The 15,962-nt window shown below is 56.2% G+C and carries 13 protein-coding genes; 6 read left to right on the top strand and 7 right to left on the bottom strand.

Annotated elements, in window-relative coordinates; translation table 11 throughout:
- Positions 1-49 precede the first annotated feature (49 nt).
- The 4 genes from Mal52_RS04140 to Mal52_RS04125 all read right to left on the bottom strand — a co-directional run bounded on the left by Mal52_RS04140 (position 50) and on the right by Mal52_RS04125 (position 3,844).
- Positions 50-877: a hypothetical protein gene (locus Mal52_RS04140; protein ID WP_145374456.1), complete on the bottom strand. Its 828-nt coding sequence runs from the start codon at positions 875-877 to the stop codon at positions 50-52.
- Positions 878-1,416: 539 nt separating this feature from the next.
- Positions 1,417-2,529 (bottom strand): hypothetical protein, encoded by a 1,113-nt coding sequence (locus Mal52_RS04135; RefSeq protein ID WP_145374455.1) that lies wholly within the window; start codon positions 2,527-2,529, stop codon positions 1,417-1,419.
- Positions 2,526-3,062: an anti-sigma factor family protein gene (locus Mal52_RS04130; protein ID WP_145374454.1), complete on the bottom strand. Its 537-nt coding sequence runs from the start codon at positions 3,060-3,062 to the stop codon at positions 2,526-2,528. The genes Mal52_RS04135 and Mal52_RS04130 overlap by 4 nt, the downstream gene beginning before the upstream one ends.
- A 143-nt stretch (positions 3,063-3,205) precedes the next feature.
- Positions 3,206-3,844 carry an RNA polymerase sigma factor gene (locus Mal52_RS04125; protein ID WP_231962523.1) on the bottom strand — a complete coding sequence of 213 codons (639 nt, stop codon included), beginning with the start codon at positions 3,842-3,844 and terminating at the stop codon, positions 3,206-3,208.
- Positions 3,845-4,240: 396 nt separating this feature from the next.
- Here Mal52_RS04125 and eboE point away from each other — a divergent pair, with 396 nt between their 5' ends.
- Positions 4,241-5,425: a metabolite traffic protein EboE gene (gene eboE, locus Mal52_RS04120; RefSeq protein ID WP_145374453.1), complete on the top strand. Its 1,185-nt coding sequence runs from the start codon at positions 4,241-4,243 to the stop codon at positions 5,423-5,425.
- Here the strand turns inward: eboE and Mal52_RS04115 are convergent.
- Positions 5,422-6,156, bottom strand: coding sequence for a polyprenol monophosphomannose synthase (locus tag Mal52_RS04115; RefSeq protein ID WP_145374452.1), 735 nt, complete (start codon positions 6,154-6,156; stop codon positions 5,422-5,424). The two genes, eboE and Mal52_RS04115, sit on opposite strands and share 4 nt — an antisense overlap.
- A gap of 549 nt (positions 6,157-6,705) precedes the next feature.
- Between Mal52_RS04115 and Mal52_RS04110 the strand changes: the two genes are divergently transcribed.
- Positions 6,706-7,623 (top strand): Kelch repeat-containing protein, encoded by a 918-nt coding sequence (locus tag Mal52_RS04110; protein WP_197534649.1) that lies wholly within the window; start codon positions 6,706-6,708, stop codon positions 7,621-7,623.
- On the opposite strand, the gene Mal52_RS04105 is transcribed toward Mal52_RS04110, so the two are convergent.
- Complete coding sequence (locus Mal52_RS04105; protein ID WP_145374450.1) at positions 7,620-8,630, bottom strand: site-2 protease family protein; 1,011 nt, start codon at positions 8,628-8,630, stop codon at positions 7,620-7,622. The two genes, Mal52_RS04110 and Mal52_RS04105, sit on opposite strands and share 4 nt — an antisense overlap.
- 384 nt (positions 8,631-9,014) lie before the next feature.
- Between Mal52_RS04105 and Mal52_RS04100 the strand changes: the two genes are divergently transcribed.
- Both Mal52_RS04100 and Mal52_RS04095 read left to right on the top strand, forming a co-directional pair.
- Complete coding sequence (locus Mal52_RS04100) at positions 9,015-9,602, top strand: MarR family winged helix-turn-helix transcriptional regulator (protein ID WP_145374449.1); 588 nt, start codon at positions 9,015-9,017, stop codon at positions 9,600-9,602.
- Between the two features lie 26 nt (positions 9,603-9,628).
- Positions 9,629-12,553 (top strand): TolC family protein, encoded by a 2,925-nt coding sequence (locus Mal52_RS04095; RefSeq protein ID WP_145374448.1) that lies wholly within the window; start codon positions 9,629-9,631, stop codon positions 12,551-12,553.
- 152 nt (positions 12,554-12,705) lie between these two features.
- On the opposite strand, the gene Mal52_RS04090 is transcribed toward Mal52_RS04095, so the two are convergent.
- A complete protein-coding gene (locus tag Mal52_RS04090) occupies positions 12,706-13,875 on the bottom strand; it encodes a prenyltransferase/squalene oxidase repeat-containing protein (protein ID WP_145374447.1) in 1,170 nt (389 codons plus the stop codon).
- A 109-nt stretch (positions 13,876-13,984) separates the two neighbouring features.
- On the opposite strand from Mal52_RS04090, the gene Mal52_RS04085 reads away from it, so the two are divergent.
- The gene (locus Mal52_RS04085; protein ID WP_145374446.1) at positions 13,985-14,578 is read left to right on the top strand and encodes a hydrolase; all 594 of its coding nucleotides are present in this window, start codon (positions 13,985-13,987) and stop codon (positions 14,576-14,578) included.
- Positions 14,579-14,740: 162 nt separating this feature from the next.
- On the top strand, positions 14,741-15,925 hold the full coding sequence (locus Mal52_RS04080; RefSeq protein WP_145374445.1) for a pyridoxal-phosphate-dependent aminotransferase family protein: 1,185 nt from the start codon (positions 14,741-14,743) through the stop codon (positions 15,923-15,925).
- Positions 15,926-15,962 lie beyond the last annotated feature (37 nt).

Raw genomic sequence — 15,962 nt, 5'->3', positions numbered from 1 at the left:
GCGCCTGTTGCGCCCGTGCGGGTTTGTATTTTTCTGCCTAAGCTTACGACTAATTCGTAAACACACCCGTCGCGTACCAATGGCCGCTGGGGGCGCGTTTCATGTCCATGCCGAACTTCGCGTGACGGCCGGTGAGAATGCTCCAGTGCGGCGGGGAGCCTTGCCACATACGGATGAACGACTTGGCCGTGTCGACGATTGTCGCGCTCTCGCCGTTATTGGCGACAATCTCCATGCCGCCGAATGACGAATGGTGCATCGAATTCCAACTGCACATCGTGCCGCAATGTTTGTGCGAGAAATTCAGCAAATCAGGCGTTGCTTCACCTTGCGCGCCGGCCGGCTTGTAGGGGTTGATGCGGGCGGCATAAATCAATGACCGCTGCGTGATCGTCCCCCGTGGGAGCTCCAACACCGTTTTTGTCGACGAGGCAGTCAGATGCCGACCCCGTGTAAAGGGGTGCGCCGAGACCACCTTGCTGTGTAACGGACTGCCGGATTCGACTAAGTCCACGATGGCGATTCCCTGCCGATTTTGTTGGTGCTGAAAAGCTTCGTAATCCATCAACCGCTCTTGGGTTTCGTGGATGGAGTAGTCGACCGGAATCACAGCCAACACCATTTCACGCAACGGCTTTTGCAGCGTTTCGTCGGTGAGCACGGTCAGCTCATAGCTGTCGGCGGCTTCGCTATCTTGTTCGTCGCGAAAGAAAATAAACAGCTGCTTGTGTTGCTGTTCTGCTTCACGGTAGGCGGTGAAGTAGTCGTCATGCCAAACCAGTGGTTCCTCAGCAACAGCTTGTTGCGGAGCAACAGTGAAACAGCAGCCGGCCAAGACGGCCGTAACGGTAACCAGACGAGTGAGAGTGTGAATCATCAGAATGCAATCCTCCATAAAATGCGGTCGTTCACAAAAAACCAAAAGATGTCGTTCCTTGACGGACCTCGACGGTACGGCAATGTTGCGCGGGTAGCGCAGTTCAGCGGGAGTAGACTCACCGATGGCGACTGGGGGACTTCCCGAGAATGCTCTGCGGATTCGTGACTGCTACGAGCAGTGCACAAACTCTTGCAGGCAAAAGCCGTCCGCTGACGTGAACGCGTCCGTCAGTTTTCGATTCCTCGTGCGGCAATGAATACTCCGCACGGACCGGTCATCGCTGAGATCCTTCAGCTGTTCGGGATTCTGGCGAACTGCACTGCGTTCTGTCAACCGTGCCCCGCCCGGATGGTGTCTGAGTACAGCCAGGCGTGGCAGCGACAATCAGGACGACCACTCCCAAAGCCTGACACAAAAGGTGTTTGAACCCGAAATGCTCGTCAGTATTGCGCCGGCATTACGTCGGGAATTTTCCGAACAAGCGGAAGGGTGAATAGTCACCACGGGCGATCACTTGGCGGATTGCAGACCGCGAATCAATTTCGATCACGCGGCCCGTCTGCTGGCGGGCGGCGAGCCCCTGGAAGGGGCGGGCGACGTTCCTTGGATCGGCCAGGCGCGCCATTCGGACCTCCACGACGGCCCCGATCGCGCGGTCCGCGGGACCGGAACAGTTCCGTTGGGTCCCTCGGGTACCGATCTTCGTGCTCATGCACAAACTTGCGACTGAGGTGCCGCATAAAATCGTCGGTTGAATACCAGATCAATTTTCCTTGCTCGACGTCGGACAGCTGAACAAAATACTCCATCAGTTCCTTCTCGTCCGGCAAGTCCTGTTTGATTTCTTCATGGTAAGCCTCGCGCAAACTGTCACCCAATATCAATATTAAACTCGGCCGTGGTGCGGACCGTTTACTGTCGCCTCTTTTTTCTAACATTCTGCGAATGCCGCGATTGGTGATCACCTCTAAAAACCGCTCGTCTTCAAAAAAATCCCATAGACGCTTGCGCGATTTCATGTCCGGACCACGAGCGTTGTCTCCGGACGCTTTGAGCAGAATCGACATCACAGAATAATAACGCCGGTAACCGACCGAATCCTCAATTTCATCCAACTGCTCAGATGCGGCGGGGTCCTCTTCGCGGAGCTTGATCTCGACCAACCCCATGACGTTTGCTAGGTCCTGAGAAGAAAGTCGTCTGCGGCGACCACGACCTTCTCTACCCCAGGAGTTCTCGCCGTTGGCCTGCTGTTCCTCTTCCATTGTTTTTTGGATAGCGAGAACCAATGCCAACTTGTCCTGCACATTGGTTTGCTCGCGCAGTTCGATCCGCCGGCGGGATCCGACTTCGGAATACCACGCATAGTAGTTTTGGCTAATCTGCTTGAGACGCTCCGCTTTGCCACGTTGCTGCAGATAGGCGTGCATCTCCCGTAGCTTTTGTTGTTCCTCCGCTGGTTTCCGGTAAAACGACTGAAAGTCCTTCTCCAGCCGGCCATGCTGAGTCGATGTCAACTGCGACATGCGATCCACCGAGAGGATTGCCTCGCGGTCGGAGCGAACGATCGCTGCTGCGGCTTGATAAGCTGCCAAGCCCACCAAACCGAACGCCACGATCCCGACCAGCACGATTACTTTACGATTCATCTTGCACCCGTTGCCGCGTTTTCGGAATCAGAAGCATCGCCATTGTTCCCCTCATCGAACAGATGGTTTTTTTTCAGTTCTTCGAGGAATTCCAAACTGCCAACCGCTTCGTATTGATCCAGTTGTTCCACAACGGGAAAATCTTGAATCTTGCGTTGGCCTTCACTGGGAATGGTATACACAGCGGCATAGACGCCGCCGACCACAGCGACTGTGAGAACTCCCAGCCAAATCGCCGAGACCAATCCCCGCCGCAGCCAGATGCGCCATTGTGCCGAGGTTTGTGCTTTGTCGACCTCCACGGCGCGTAGACGTGAAACGGTCCGTTGTGTGAATTCTTCACCGGGATCAACGCGGGGCAGATGGTCCAGCAGGTCCCAGGCGCGCGATAGCATCTCGATGTCGCGCCGCGCAGCGGGACTGCCCGCGAGCGTCTCTTCGATCGAGCGCGTTTCGGCTTCGTCCAATTCGCCGTCCAAATAGGCGACCAAATTGGCGCGTTGCTCAACAGTTAATCGGGTGGCTTTTCCCATCAATCCGGCCGCGACGGGCCTCCTCGTTTTTCGATGCACGGCGTATTGCCGCAATGCGTATTGGTTGTTTTAGTTCGTCTTACGCTCTGTTTTTTGAATGCTGTGGTATAGAATGACACCGTCGTTTTAACATGTCCGACCTCTCAACTGATTGGCCGCACATGCGCTGCCAGTGATTCACGAAGATTGTCCCGCGCTCGCGACAAAAGCGACTTCACTGCCGCGGGGCTTAAATCCATGGCTTCACCGATATCGGCGTAACTCATCTCTTCGAATTTATGCAGCAGGACCGCCAAACGTTGCCGTTCGCCCAAGGTGGCCAGGGCGCTGCGAACGACATCACAGGACTCGCGGCTATCGACTTGCCGCGTGGGCATCAACGCCGATTTGTCCGGAACCATCTGTTCGCGCGGCGTCGACTCCATCGATCCCGAATTGTTTGCACTCAGTGAGACTTCTTTGCGGCGGCTAAAACTACGACGCGTGTTACTCGCCAAATTGTTGGCGATCCGGTACAGCCACGTCGAAAATTTCGCCGTCGGTTCGTACCCATTGCGCGCTTGATAGATCCGCAAAAAACACTCCTGTGCCAAATCTTCGGCCGTCTCCCGATTTCCCAACATGTTGTAGAAGACACTCACCAGCCGCGACTGATAATTTGCGACCAACTCCGTAAACGCAGCTTCATCCCCTCCCTTGACCCGCAGCATCAGCCGCACGTCAGGATCGCGAATCGCCGAATTTTCGCCGGCTTTCGATTTCGTTTTCGTTGCGTTACTCAACGGTCGTTCATTTCGCTCTGATCGAGGATGTGTCTCCAGACACCTGAAATCCACACCCGTGCACTAATAAACCCCGCATACCCCAAAAGGTTTCTGCAAAATTCACACAAAAACCACCGCCCCTCTCCCGCGAAGTCGGGTGACGCTCATTGTAACATTCGATCTGCCGACCGCCTAATCGCGGCCAACGATTTTGAATATCAAGCTGGTAGACAATCGATAGAAAACCCAATATCACCAAGCATTTCCGTCAAATGTCCTTGCTACTGCCTCTATTATCACGATGGCGTTCGCTTCGGCAAGCGGTTACGATAGGATCAACAGCCACCGCCGGACGCAACCGCCCTGCTCCGCCCCCAAACATCCCGGCGATCCCGCCTTAGATTTCACTCCGTCATGACGATCTCTCAGTTACCGCTTAGTTATTGCACAAACGTCCATATCGGCCGCTCGATTGCGGAAGTCAATCAAGGGCTGGACGAAATCACCTGCCACGTGCGAGACCAATTCCAACACCCACTCGCCGCCGGACTTTGGCTGGCTCAACCGGTGATCCAAGAATTGAACGCCACCGACGGTGCAGTGCAGCAGTTTGTCGAGGGGATGCAAAATCGCGGACTGACCTGCCATTCGCTCAACGCCTTTCCCTTTGGCGATTTCCATAGCGAACGCGTCAAGGAAAATGTGTATCTCCCCGATTGGTCACAACCCGAGCGTTTGGAATACACGGTGGCTTGCGCCGATGTCTTGGCGAAACTTTTGCCTAATGGCGTTGCCGGAAGTATTTCCACGGTTCCGCTCGGCTTCAAGGGATTTCAGCACCCCGAGACCTTCTTGGACGAATGCCTGGACCAATTGTTGGAATTCGCCCGACAGATGGACCTGTTGTACGAGCGGACCGGAAAAATCGTTCGACTGGCCATTGAGCCGGAACCATTTTGCTTGGTGGAAACCACCGCCGAAGCGGTCGAATTTTTCCAACGCCTGTGGGATCGTGCCGATACGACTCTCATCGGCGAAGCCGCCCGGCAGCATCTGGGACTCTGTTATGATGTCTGCCATCAGGCGGTCGAGTTTGAAGACATTCCCTGCTCGATTCAAGCTCTCGACAAAGCAGGCATCCGCATCAACAAGCTGCACATTTCCTGTGCCATCCAACTCGACGCACCTGCGGAAAACGAAGAGGGCCGCCGCGCGTTAGCTGCGTATGTGGAACCACGGTACTTGCATCAGACCATGGCACTGACTTCGTCCGGGCAGGTGCTGCATCACATCGACCTGAACAGAGAGTTAGCACTCGAACCAGCGCCCGATTTTCTGGCAGCCCAGCAATGGCGGGTCCATTTTCATGTCCCGGTCGATGCCGAGATGTTGGGTCCGCTCAAGACCACCCGCGACGAACTCCGACAGGCCCTCGCTGCTGTCAGCCAACTCGATTACGCGCCGCATCTGGAAGTCGAAACCTACACCTGGGAAGTCTTACCCGACATGGCGCAACAACCGCGGACCCCGAATCGGCTCATCGACGGTCTCGTCCGCGAACTGGTCGGCACACGAGAGTTGATTCAAGCGGTTTCCTAAGCACGGGTAACCGGCACGCCGCGCAGCCGGTCGATCGCTAACAGGAAAATCACACCCACTGCGGCGAAGGCTTCGCCCATGTTGATTTTCGAACTTCCATAACGGCGATCCTCAAAGACGACCGGGGTCTCCACAAACCGGCAACCGATCCGGCGGAGACGATAGAGAATCTCTTCCTGAAATGCGTAGCCAGTCGCGCGAATCGCGCTGAAATCCAACTCCCGCAACTTCGCCACGCGATAACAGCGAAACGCGCCGCTATTGTCGCTGGTGCTCAATCCCAGCAACAATCGCGCATACAGATTCACGCCGCGGCTCATAAAGTGCCGTTTGAATCCCCAGCCGACAATGTCCCCGCCTGAGACGTACCGCGATCCAATCGTCACATCCGCCTGCGGCATGCAGTTCAGCAGTTCGGGAATATACCGAGGGTGATGGCTGAAATCGGCGTCCATGTTCAGCAGATAGGTGTAGTCGGCAGCCATCGCAAACTCAAACGCCGCCAACGTTGCCGAACCGAGCCCCAGTTTCCCGGCGCGATGCTCGACATGAATGCGGGAATCTGCCGCAGCAAGTTCGTCAGCCAAATCCCCTGTCCCATCGGGCGAGTTGTCATCCACCACGACCACGTCGGCTTGCGGCGCGTGCTCGTGAATCTCGGTAATGAGATCCGCAAGGTTTTCGCGCTCGTTATACGTGCACAATGAAATTAAAAGCCGGTCGTCGGTCATCAGTCCCACACACTACAAGTCGTTTCAAAACCCTCCGGCGTGCTCCGCTGCCACTCACCTGCAAGTTGTCGGAACAAGAACAATTGGGTTTTTGAAACTGGTTTTAGAAGTCATTTGTGTTATTAACGCGTCAAAGTCTTGTATCTTGCGCAGATTTTCGTACAGCGAAGCTCATTGATATTCAGCCGCACAGCGGCCATTTCAAAAATCAATGCTGAACGATCTGGTCGAGTCTATTACGTTGCAGAGCATGGAGTCACTCTGCTTGACAAGGGGCGCCGTGCACGACGGCAAGCCGTCGGTTTGGGATATTGCGGTTTCACGCCAGCTTATCTGTGTTCAATCCGTGTTTAATCTGTGGCTCAATAAAAATCGACGTTTGGGTTGCGGCTCCGCTGCGCTGGGTTGAATTTCATATCATAGGCGCAACTTTCGAGGCTACCACACAAAACCCAGATTCGGTAACAGCCACATTGCGGTTCGAGCCGAGAAATACGAAGATAACGAAAAATCCGCCCTACAACTCATAATATCGAGGCAAGTCAACTCGTGACTCTTCACTATCCGGAGCTCCCAGAAGGCATTACCAGTTTCGGCGCAACCGTCTGCGACGGCGCAGCCTATCTCTACGGCGGGCATTGCGGCCGCGCTCACGAGTATTATCAAGCCGGACAATCCAACCAATTACGCCGCATCGCGTTGGATCAACCGGGCGTCTGGGAAGAGTTACCGACCGGACCGCGGTTGCAAGGCCTGGCGCTGGTGTCGCATGCCAGCCAGCTGTACCGCATTGGCGGATTTGCTGCACGGAATCAACAAGGCGAACCGAACGATCTTTGGTCGGTCACGGATTGCGCCCGATTCGACCTCGCTGCCGGTCAATGGGAAGCGTTGCCTGCCTTGCCCACACCGCGGTCGTCGCACGACGCGATTGTTGTGGGAGATCAACTATACGTCGTCGGCGGTTGGACGCTGGCTGGTGAGGAAGAATCCTCTTGGCAAACCACGGCCTTAGTGGCTGATTTGACCGCGGACACTTTTGTTTGGCGAGAACTTCCCACCCCCCCCTTCGAGCGTCGCGCGCTGGCAACCGCTGCTTTTGACGGCAAGCTGTATGTGATCGGCGGCATGCAAAACCGTGGCGGTCCCACTGGTGCGGTTGACGTGTTTGATCCGGCGACACAAACATGGTCCACCGGCCCCGCGCTCGACGGTGCGGCCGACGAGGGTTTCGGCGCAGCTGCATGCGCCGTGGGCGGTTCGCTGTATGTCAGTACCGTCCAGGGACACCTTCAACGCATGGACTTGGGAACCAACAGTTGGAGCACCGTTCAGCAACTCCCCACTTCGCGATTTTTCCACCGCATGCTGCCAGTGGGCGATGACCGGTTGCTGATTGTCGGCGGAGCGAATATGGATACGGGACGGTTTCGGCAGGTCGATGTTGTTGAACTCGCCCCGGCCTAACCTGGGCTTTGGTCCTTGTCCTTGTAGCGGGAACTGGCGCGTTTCAATTGCCGTTTTTCGGCTTCGGTGAGCGACTCCATCCCCTTGTCGTGCAGCTTGGCGAGAATGGCGTCGACCTTCAGTTCGTTTTCGCGGGCCTCGATTTCAAGGCGTCGCCGTTTTTCAGTGGCGCGTTTATTGCGCCAACGGGCAATCAATCCCGGTTGGCGTTGCGGCGTCGCCTCTTCGGTCCGCTCCAGACTGGTATAGCCTTGCGAGAAATCGTAACCCATAAACGAGTCTTCAAAATACTCGCCCATCTTCATCCGCTGCATATCCAAATACGCCGTGAAAAAGAACAAGAACGCGAGACTCATCACCAAGACGTGGTTGTTAATTATGGCGACCAGAAGCACCAACAGCGCGACCGCGAAGCCGACCTTAACCGACCAATCCATCCCGCGCGAATTGCCCATGCTGGCCATGAGCGTCGTCCGCAACATTTGCCCCCCATCCAACGGACAAGCGGGCAGCAGGTTGAGCATCAACAAAGCAAAGTTCATGTGAAAGCCCAACAACACAACATTGTCGAGCATATTTGCAGCTTCGAAAGTCTCCCGCGAGATCGGCGCCACCAAAGGCATGAACGCGTTACTCAAATAGGGCGAGTGGTAGACAAACGGCGCCAACAGTAAACAAATCGCCAAGTTGACCGCCGGACCGGCTGCCGTTGCGATCAATTTGCCGCGGGTATTGTTGGCTGGGGACAACTGAGCCAGCCCGCCCAAGGGCCAGATCAAGATCTCGTCCCCAAACCCCCCGGTGATTCGCGCCCCAAAAATGTGCCCGAACTCATGCAACAGCACGCTCACGAACAGCAGGCCCGAAAGCATGCCCCCCATGGCAGGCCCGAAGAGCCACAAGAAATAGAAAATCGCCAGCGGGAATAACACGCTCACGTACACGCGGACCGAAAACCACGTGCCGATGCTGAATTTCCAACCGAATGGACTGAGTGAGTTATTCATCGATTGTTAGCTATAGGAAACTCGGGCTGCTACAGGAAACGTGCATAGGAACTGTACGCCCATCTCGAAATCACAGCTGGTCGTGATTCGTCGCTGCGCGGCGCAACAGGTAATTATACCCCAAACCACTGAGGCCGGAAACCGCGAAGTTGTTGTCGCCCCAGGAGACTGGCAGCCCAGCATAGCGGGGCTGGAACCTTCTGAGCAACGCTTATTGGTCTCTCAATCGCCGATTTGTGCCCCGTCCACCGATTACCGGTTGCCGGGAATGCGTAAATTGTAACGATTCTTCCGAAAAAAAGGTTGAGTCACGAACGATTCGTAACCGAAAGATTTGATAGCTAACGAAATCCGTTCCTGCTGTCTCAAAACGATCGTTTCGCGATGGATCAACAGACCTTACCCAGGCCCATTTCAGGCCCCTCTGACAAAGACACTAGTGACTTGCCGTCCGTGTCGTCTCCCGGCACGTCCAGCGAACTGATGATGACTGTCCTGCAACTCGCCGAAGCCTGGCGAACGCAGTTGACGACGGACTTTGCCAAATGCCGACTCAACGACGCCCGTTTCGCCGTGTTGCAAGCCATTGAAGAGGCGGACGCTGACGGCTGTTCTCAAAAAGAATTGGCCCGACAGTTGCGCAACTCCGAATCGAACATCAGCACCCTGCTGGATCGCATGGTGACCGACGGATTGGTCGAACGCCGCCGGTCACAATCCGATCGCCGCAAAAGCCTGATTCGCCTCACAGAAAAAGGGGCAGCGCGGTTGAATCAGGCACGCGACGTTTACCATCGCTCCGCCGGCGACTTGCTGGCCGACTGGCCGCTGTCCCAATGCCGGAACCTGACCGATCAACTCAGACAACTCCACGGCGTTCTCGATTCCGCCGGCGGGAGTCCCTGCCACAACGAATCGACAATGAACAGTCTAGAATCCACCCGCTCAAAGCTCGCATCGCCACTGTCTTAGCCGCCAGAAATGCAAAGCTGTTTGCCATGAATTTAAACCTAATGCCCCAACAAAGCCTTGTGCCTTCGCCTGAAACATCGGTCAGTGCGGCGCTGCACCGTCGCTACCCGGCCCTGTTGTTTCTGCTCTGCGCACTCACTTTGCTCCCGGGATGTTCGCGCAGTTTTTGGCGGCAGCATGCGGATCGCGAAACCTATCGCGTCTTGGCTGAGAAAATGACCAACGAAGAATGGTGGATTCCGCGCACCAACTTAGAACCCGATCCACGCAGCCGGTTTTACGATCCGTACGATCCTGACAAACCGCCGTTGCCTCCCGACGATCCAGCCGCGTTTGAATACATGGAATGGGTGCACGGTATGTTGGGATACCAAGGTTGGCACGAATTTGGTCAAACGATGACGGTCGAAAACCCGCAATGGTTGGAAAACTTTGGCGTCTCGCCGGAAGCGGCCGCCTGTGGTTATGAAATCGGCTATTCGTTCGAAGACCAATTCTCACCGCCGGTCCCGGTCATCGAAAACATGACGATGGGAGATGCGATCGAGCTGACCTATATCAACAGCCGCGATTTTCAATTCCAACTGGAACAACTGTATCTCACCGCCTTGGAATTGACGTTCCAACGTTTTCGCTACGACGTGCAGTTTCTGGGCATCGGCGGCAACAAGCCGACCAGTGATGTCGGATACGTCGCCTTGGGTGACGGCGACACATCATTGGCTTGGGACAACCGCATCGGCATCAGCAAATTGCTCCCCAGTGGTGGGCAATGGGCGATCGAATTGGCCAATAACACACTGTGGCTGTTCAGCGGCGACAACAAATCGGACACGGCCAGCGCCCTGTCGTTCAACTTGGTACAACCGCTGCTGTTGGGTGGCGGGCGCAAAGTGGCATTGGAAAGCCTGACGCAATCGGAACGCGACGCATTGTATGCCATGCGCGATTTTGCGAGATTCCGCAAAACCTTTTTTGTGGACATCGTCAGCGGCGCCGGCGGGTATCTGCAATTGATCGGTTTACGGCAAGGGATCTTCAACCAAGAAACCAACATCCGCCAACTGGAGGTCCAGATTCGCCGGCTAAGAGCTGTTTCCGCGGAACGCCCCAGTAACCCGGGAGAACCGTTGGAACAACTACCTGACGGGATTGAATTTCCCGATTCTGTGGCGGATCGAATCCGATATGACGAGACGACCAAGAACCTGTTTTGGCTAGAAACGATGTCTGAAGAAGATCGCGATATCCTCTTAAGCTTGAGTGATGATCCTGCGTATCAACTTGTAATCCGCGACCTCTTCCAGCGAACCAATGGAGAGGTCACGCCGTTGGACGTCGCCCAGTTGGAAACGGAATTGGCTGAGGCAAAAAGCACGCTCGCACGCAACCTCGCTACGTACCAAAATCGATTGGACACTTATAAAATCCAAATGGGTATACCGACCGATTCGGTGGTCTCGATCGATGAATCGCTGCTGACACAATTTCAACTCATCGATCCGCGGCTGACGTCTCTCCAAGACGAACTTGAAGATTACTTGAATCAATGGGGGCTAATCGACGAGGAGGATCCCCCGGTGGAGGACCTTCTGTTAGGCATTCGCCAGTTGCTGGTCGTCCAGGAATTGATCCGTGCCGATGGCGTGGAGACCGTATTGGCTGACTTCAATCGCCTAGAGGCGGTTTGGGACCGCCGTATGGAAACGATGACCGAAGAGATCGACCGGGAACGATTGACACGAGACGTCGCACGTGACCGTCGGATTTTTGAATCACTCGTGGTCGACCTCAACGCAACGGCCAACCAGCTTCAGCAATACCTGAAGAAGCTCGACGCCGGTGAGGTGACACAGGAATATCGCAGCCAACTTTACGAGGACGTCAATGAACGACGCGAAAAGTTGCTCACCATTGTCCAAGGTTTGTCGGTCGTCCAAATCGACATCCGTGTGGAGTTGATCGAATTAGCACCGTTTGACCTCTCGATGGAGGATGCGGTCCGCTTGGGAATGCAAGAGCGCCTGGACCTCAAAAACGAACGCGCGTTTGTGATGGACGCACGGCGAAGATTAGAAGTCGCCGCTAACCGTCTGGAAGCGGTCCTGGATGTCGTTGTCGAAGGCGATGTGGCGACCCGATCCTTGTTTGAGGGGAATGACAATCCGCTCGATTTCCGTGGCCGTAACAGCAGCTTCCGCGCCGGACTGGCCTTCACCGCTCCCGTCGTACAAATCCAAGAACGGAACTTTTATCGCGCGTCCTTGATCGAATATCAACGCGCACGGCGGGCCTATATGCAGTTCGAAGACACTGTGAAATTCGAAATCCGCAGTGATTGGCGTGATTTGGCTGCGAATCGAACGGCTTTTGGGCTAACCCGCCAGGCAGTCCGCTCCGCCGCGATTCAGTACGACCAAGCGGTCGACGCCACCACTGCCCCGGCACAAGCTGGCCAGTCGCGTTCGAGCGACATTGGTTTGAACTTGTTGAATTCATTAAACGCCATCCTTCGCGCCCAAGACAGTTTGATTGGCAGTTGGGTCAGCTACGAAACCAGCCGACTGCAAGTCAACCGCGACATGGGCACCATGTTCATTGACGAAGCGGGTGTCTGGGACGATTCCGTCTATCAAGAGCGCAAGGCTGCCCGCCCCTCCTTCATTGCACCGCCGGACAATTCGATTCCCATCGACATCCAGGCCCCTGCGCCGGTCGATTTTGACGAATCGATTGAACTGGGCGACGAACTCAGTGAAAAAATCGAACGGCTGTCGAAGCACCCGGGATTGTTCGACAACCTGCCGCCGTTGAGCCCGCCGGTTGAGGATGTCTCGATGGAGACTAAGAAAAACGCCCCGCTAGAAATCCCCGCCGAAGGCAACGAAGCGGGTCCCAATTTCCCCGCCGATAATCCCACCGGCCGGACAAGGATCAGCGAACGCCCCTAAGAATAGAAAGTCACCCCACGAGCAACTCGTTCCAAGCTCCGATTAACTCGTTCCCAAATTCCATTTGGGAACGCCACCATGCGAAAATCCGTTTCGCGCATCAAGACTAACGCACGGACCACACGATCCCGGTGACGCAACCGCCTGCGGCTTTAACGCTGATAAATCGGCAACAGCTGATAGGGTGGTGTCAACGCCAGGATGGCAAACGATGTGGAATAACAAAATCCCAACGGACCATCCTGGTTGGCTTCGCGGTCAAACGCGCCATTGTCGCGCTGATTGTCAGCGAATGTCTGCAATAAGTCGGGATAAAACTTCCGCCAATTCTCCCCCCCCAGTTGATACATCGCCTGGCTGCAATAATAGGCCCCGTAATAATACCGGTCTTCGGCGGTGAGTCCGCCGCGATTGAATCGGTCAAACGGATGATCCAGAATGAACCGCGCGGTCTTCCGTGCGATGTCGGTCTGATGCTCACCCGCCAACGACAGCGACAAGATCCCCGCTCCGGCCATGGAGCGACTGAAAAAACTCCGCTGCCGGCCCCGCAGTCCATAGGAAAAGCTACCGCGCTGGGGATCATAACAACGCCGCACAAATCTGACCGCTTCGTCGATGTGTGATTCCGGAATGTCGAATTCCGCGTTCTTGGCCGACCTTAAAAACATCAACTGCCAAGCGGTGATGGACAGATCCGCATCGAGCGCACTGCGACTGAGGTAACGCCATCCCCCTTTCTCCTGTGGATAGGGGCGCGGTTTGGTTTGTTCGCGCCGGGAAAACAGCAATGCCTTTTCAATGGCCGTGCGAATTCGCGCGTGCTGTGGCGAGCCGGTCATGCCGTAGACCTCACCCAACATCAATCCGGCAATCGGATGGTGATACCCGCCAAACATCTTCCATTCATCACCACCCGCCCGCAATCGGCATAACAAGCCGTTGGGTTGTTGCGACGCGAGCACGTATTCAATGGCTCGGTTGAGTTGCTCGCCGTAAGGCCCCTGCCCTGGAATATGTCCCCGCGACAAAAACGCCATCACGCAAAAACTTGTGATCGCCGGCTGCCCCACGGACGGAGCCTCGAACGATCCGTCCGGCTGTTGGTGCGCGGAGAGATACTCCAATCCGCGATCGACAACACCATCCAACTGCTGCCATTGGGCGGGAGAGAGCCGGATGCCGCGGTCGCTGTCCGGCAACGGTTCTGCTGCGTGGCAGTTCGTGGCTGCGCCCCATAACAACAGACCGGCAATACAGGACAAGCCGCGCAAGCACATTCGTCCATTCTCCACCTGTGTACCGGTGCATGGGAAAATCATCGCCGCAAAGATTCTCCATCCAGTGTACGCGGCGCCTTCATCCCACGCAACGTTTTCCGACGCTGTGCGATCCTTGACAGGCGCCGGCGGGCGACCGTAGCATCCGGGCATGAATAGCCCACAAGATCCCTATCTCCGCAGTAACGAGTTACTCTCACACGCGCAATGCCGCTTGCTGGTTGTGGACGTCCAGGAAAAACTGATCCCGGCCATCCCCGTTGCCGACCGGTTGATCTTTGAATGTTCGCGGCTGATCCGGGCAGCGCGGTTGTTTGAGATTCCCGTCCACGCCACCGAGCAATACCCCAAAGGCCTGGGGGGCACTGTGCCGGAACTGGCGCAGTTGCTCGATTCCCCTGCGGACAAACTCCGTTTCAGTTGCGGCGAAGTTCTCAACTGGGGAGCTGCTGCCGACCAGACCGACGGCCGCTACAAAGTGCTGGTGATCGGCATGGAAGCACATGTCTGTGTCCTGCAAACGGTACTCGACCTGCTGGCCGGCGGATATCAGGTCTACGTCGCCGCCGATGCTGTCGCCAGCCGCAAAAAAATGGACTGGCAAATCGCCCTGCGGCGGATGGAAGCCTCCGGAGCTGTCATCCTCACCGCTGAGTCAGCCATGTTCGAGTGGTGCGAAGCCTCAGGCAGCGAGACGTTCCGGCAGATCAGCAAATTGATTCAGGAATCCCCGCCGGGTGAGTGAGCGGAGATTTTGCGACGCACATTTCGTTTCTTTGCAGCAGCTGGTTAGGATAGGGGGCGTTGCATTGCGCGACGGCCCTCACCCCGGCCCTCTCCGAGAGGGAGAGGGGGTAATATTTTCTGTGGCGACCTTTTTGACGACGTTTTCCTTGAGGACTTTTCCATGGCTGCTGTTCAATCCACCACAACGACCGCCCCGCAGCGCATTTTGATGGGTCCGGGTCCCAGTGATGTTGATTCCCGTGTGCTGGCCGCTTTGAGCGCGCCGATTGTGGGACATCTCGATCCCTACTTCCTGGGTGTCATGGATGAGATGCAATCGATGTTGCGCGAGGTGTTTCGCACGAAGAACGAACTGACACTCGCCGTCAGCGGGACCGGCAGTGCGGGGATGGAAACCTGCGTGGTGAACCTCATCGAACCGGGTGATCGCATGGTCGTGGGGGTCAACGGCGTGTTCGGCACCCGGATGGCCGACGTCGCTGCCCGCGCCGGAGCCGAGGTCACCACCATCGAACGCCCCTTCGGCGAAGTCTTCGACGCTGACGAGATCGCCGAAGTCGTCGCCCGTGTGAAACCCAAAGTCGTCGGCTTGATTCATGCGGAAACCTCCACCGGCGCGCTGCAACCGATTGAAGAGATCAGCCGCGTCGTGCATGACGCCGGCGCGTTGCTATTGCTCGACACGGTGACCTCCCTGGGAGGCGTCCCGGTCGAGATTGATGCTTGGAACGTCGATGCCGTTTATAGCGGCACACAAAAATGCCTCAGCTGCCCACCCGGCCTGGCGCCGGTGAGTTTTAGTGCAGCTGCATTAGAGGTGATGGACGCCCGCAAAACCAAAGTCGCCAGTTGGTACCTCGACATGTCGATGGTCCGCAATTATTGGGGAGGCAAACGTGCCTACCATCACACCGCTCCGATCAACATGAACTACGCCCTGCACGAAGCCCTCAGGTTGGTGCTGGAAGAAGGATTAGAAAACCGCTTCGACCGGCATCGCCAAAATCACCTGGCCCTCTGCGCCGGATTGGAGGCGCTGGGCATTCAATACGCCGTCCCCGCCGACCACCGGCTACCGCAACTCAATGCTGTGGTGATTCCCGCTGGAGTCGATGACGCCGCCGTCCGCAAACAACTGCTGGGCGAATTCGGCATCGAAATTGGCGGCGGCCTCGGCCCAATGGCAGGCAAGACCTGGCGGATCGGCCTGATGGGTGCAGCTAGCAGCAATCGCAATGTCCTGTTGTTATTAGCGGCGCTGGAACGCTGCTTGACCGATCAAGGCATTTCCATCACCCCCGGTGCCGGCGTGGCAGCGGCAAACGGAGTTTATGGCGCCGCTTAGAACGACAGTGCTACATTCGGCATTCGGGAGGTTCTAA

The organism is Symmachiella dynata (assembly GCF_007747995.1).
Lineage (GTDB): Bacteria > Planctomycetota > Planctomycetia > Planctomycetales > Planctomycetaceae > Symmachiella > Symmachiella dynata.
The sequence above is the reverse complement of the archived record's forward strand: the minus strand, read 5'-3'. Positions and strand labels throughout refer to the sequence as shown.

Excerpts from the sequence above, each read along its gene's own strand:
- Mal52_RS04135 (WP_145374455.1), bottom strand. The coding sequence starts at position 2,529 with ATGAATCGTAAAGTAATCGTGCTGGTCGGGATCGTGGCGTTCGGTTTG.
- Mal52_RS04085 (WP_145374446.1), top strand. The coding sequence starts at position 13,985 with ATGAATAGCCCACAAGATCCCTATCTCCGCAGTAACGAGTTACTCTCA.
- eboE (WP_145374453.1), top strand. The coding sequence starts at position 4,241 with ATGACGATCTCTCAGTTACCGCTTAGTTATTGCACAAACGTCCATATC.
- Mal52_RS04100 (WP_145374449.1), top strand. The coding sequence starts at position 9,015 with ATGGATCAACAGACCTTACCCAGGCCCATTTCAGGCCCCTCTGACAAA.
- Mal52_RS04105 (WP_145374450.1), bottom strand. The coding sequence starts at position 8,630 with ATGAATAACTCACTCAGTCCATTCGGTTGGAAATTCAGCATCGGCACG.
- Mal52_RS04140 (WP_145374456.1), bottom strand. The coding sequence starts at position 877 with ATGATTCACACTCTCACTCGTCTGGTTACCGTTACGGCCGTCTTGGCC.
- Mal52_RS04115 (WP_145374452.1), bottom strand. The coding sequence starts at position 6,156 with ATGACCGACGACCGGCTTTTAATTTCATTGTGCACGTATAACGAGCGC.
- Mal52_RS04080 (WP_145374445.1), top strand. The coding sequence starts at position 14,741 with ATGGCTGCTGTTCAATCCACCACAACGACCGCCCCGCAGCGCATTTTG.
- Mal52_RS04090 (WP_145374447.1), bottom strand. The coding sequence starts at position 13,875 with ATGATTTTCCCATGCACCGGTACACAGGTGGAGAATGGACGAATGTGC.
- Mal52_RS04095 (WP_145374448.1), top strand. The coding sequence starts at position 9,629 with ATGAATTTAAACCTAATGCCCCAACAAAGCCTTGTGCCTTCGCCTGAA.
- Mal52_RS04130 (WP_145374454.1), bottom strand. The coding sequence starts at position 3,062 with ATGGGAAAAGCCACCCGATTAACTGTTGAGCAACGCGCCAATTTGGTC.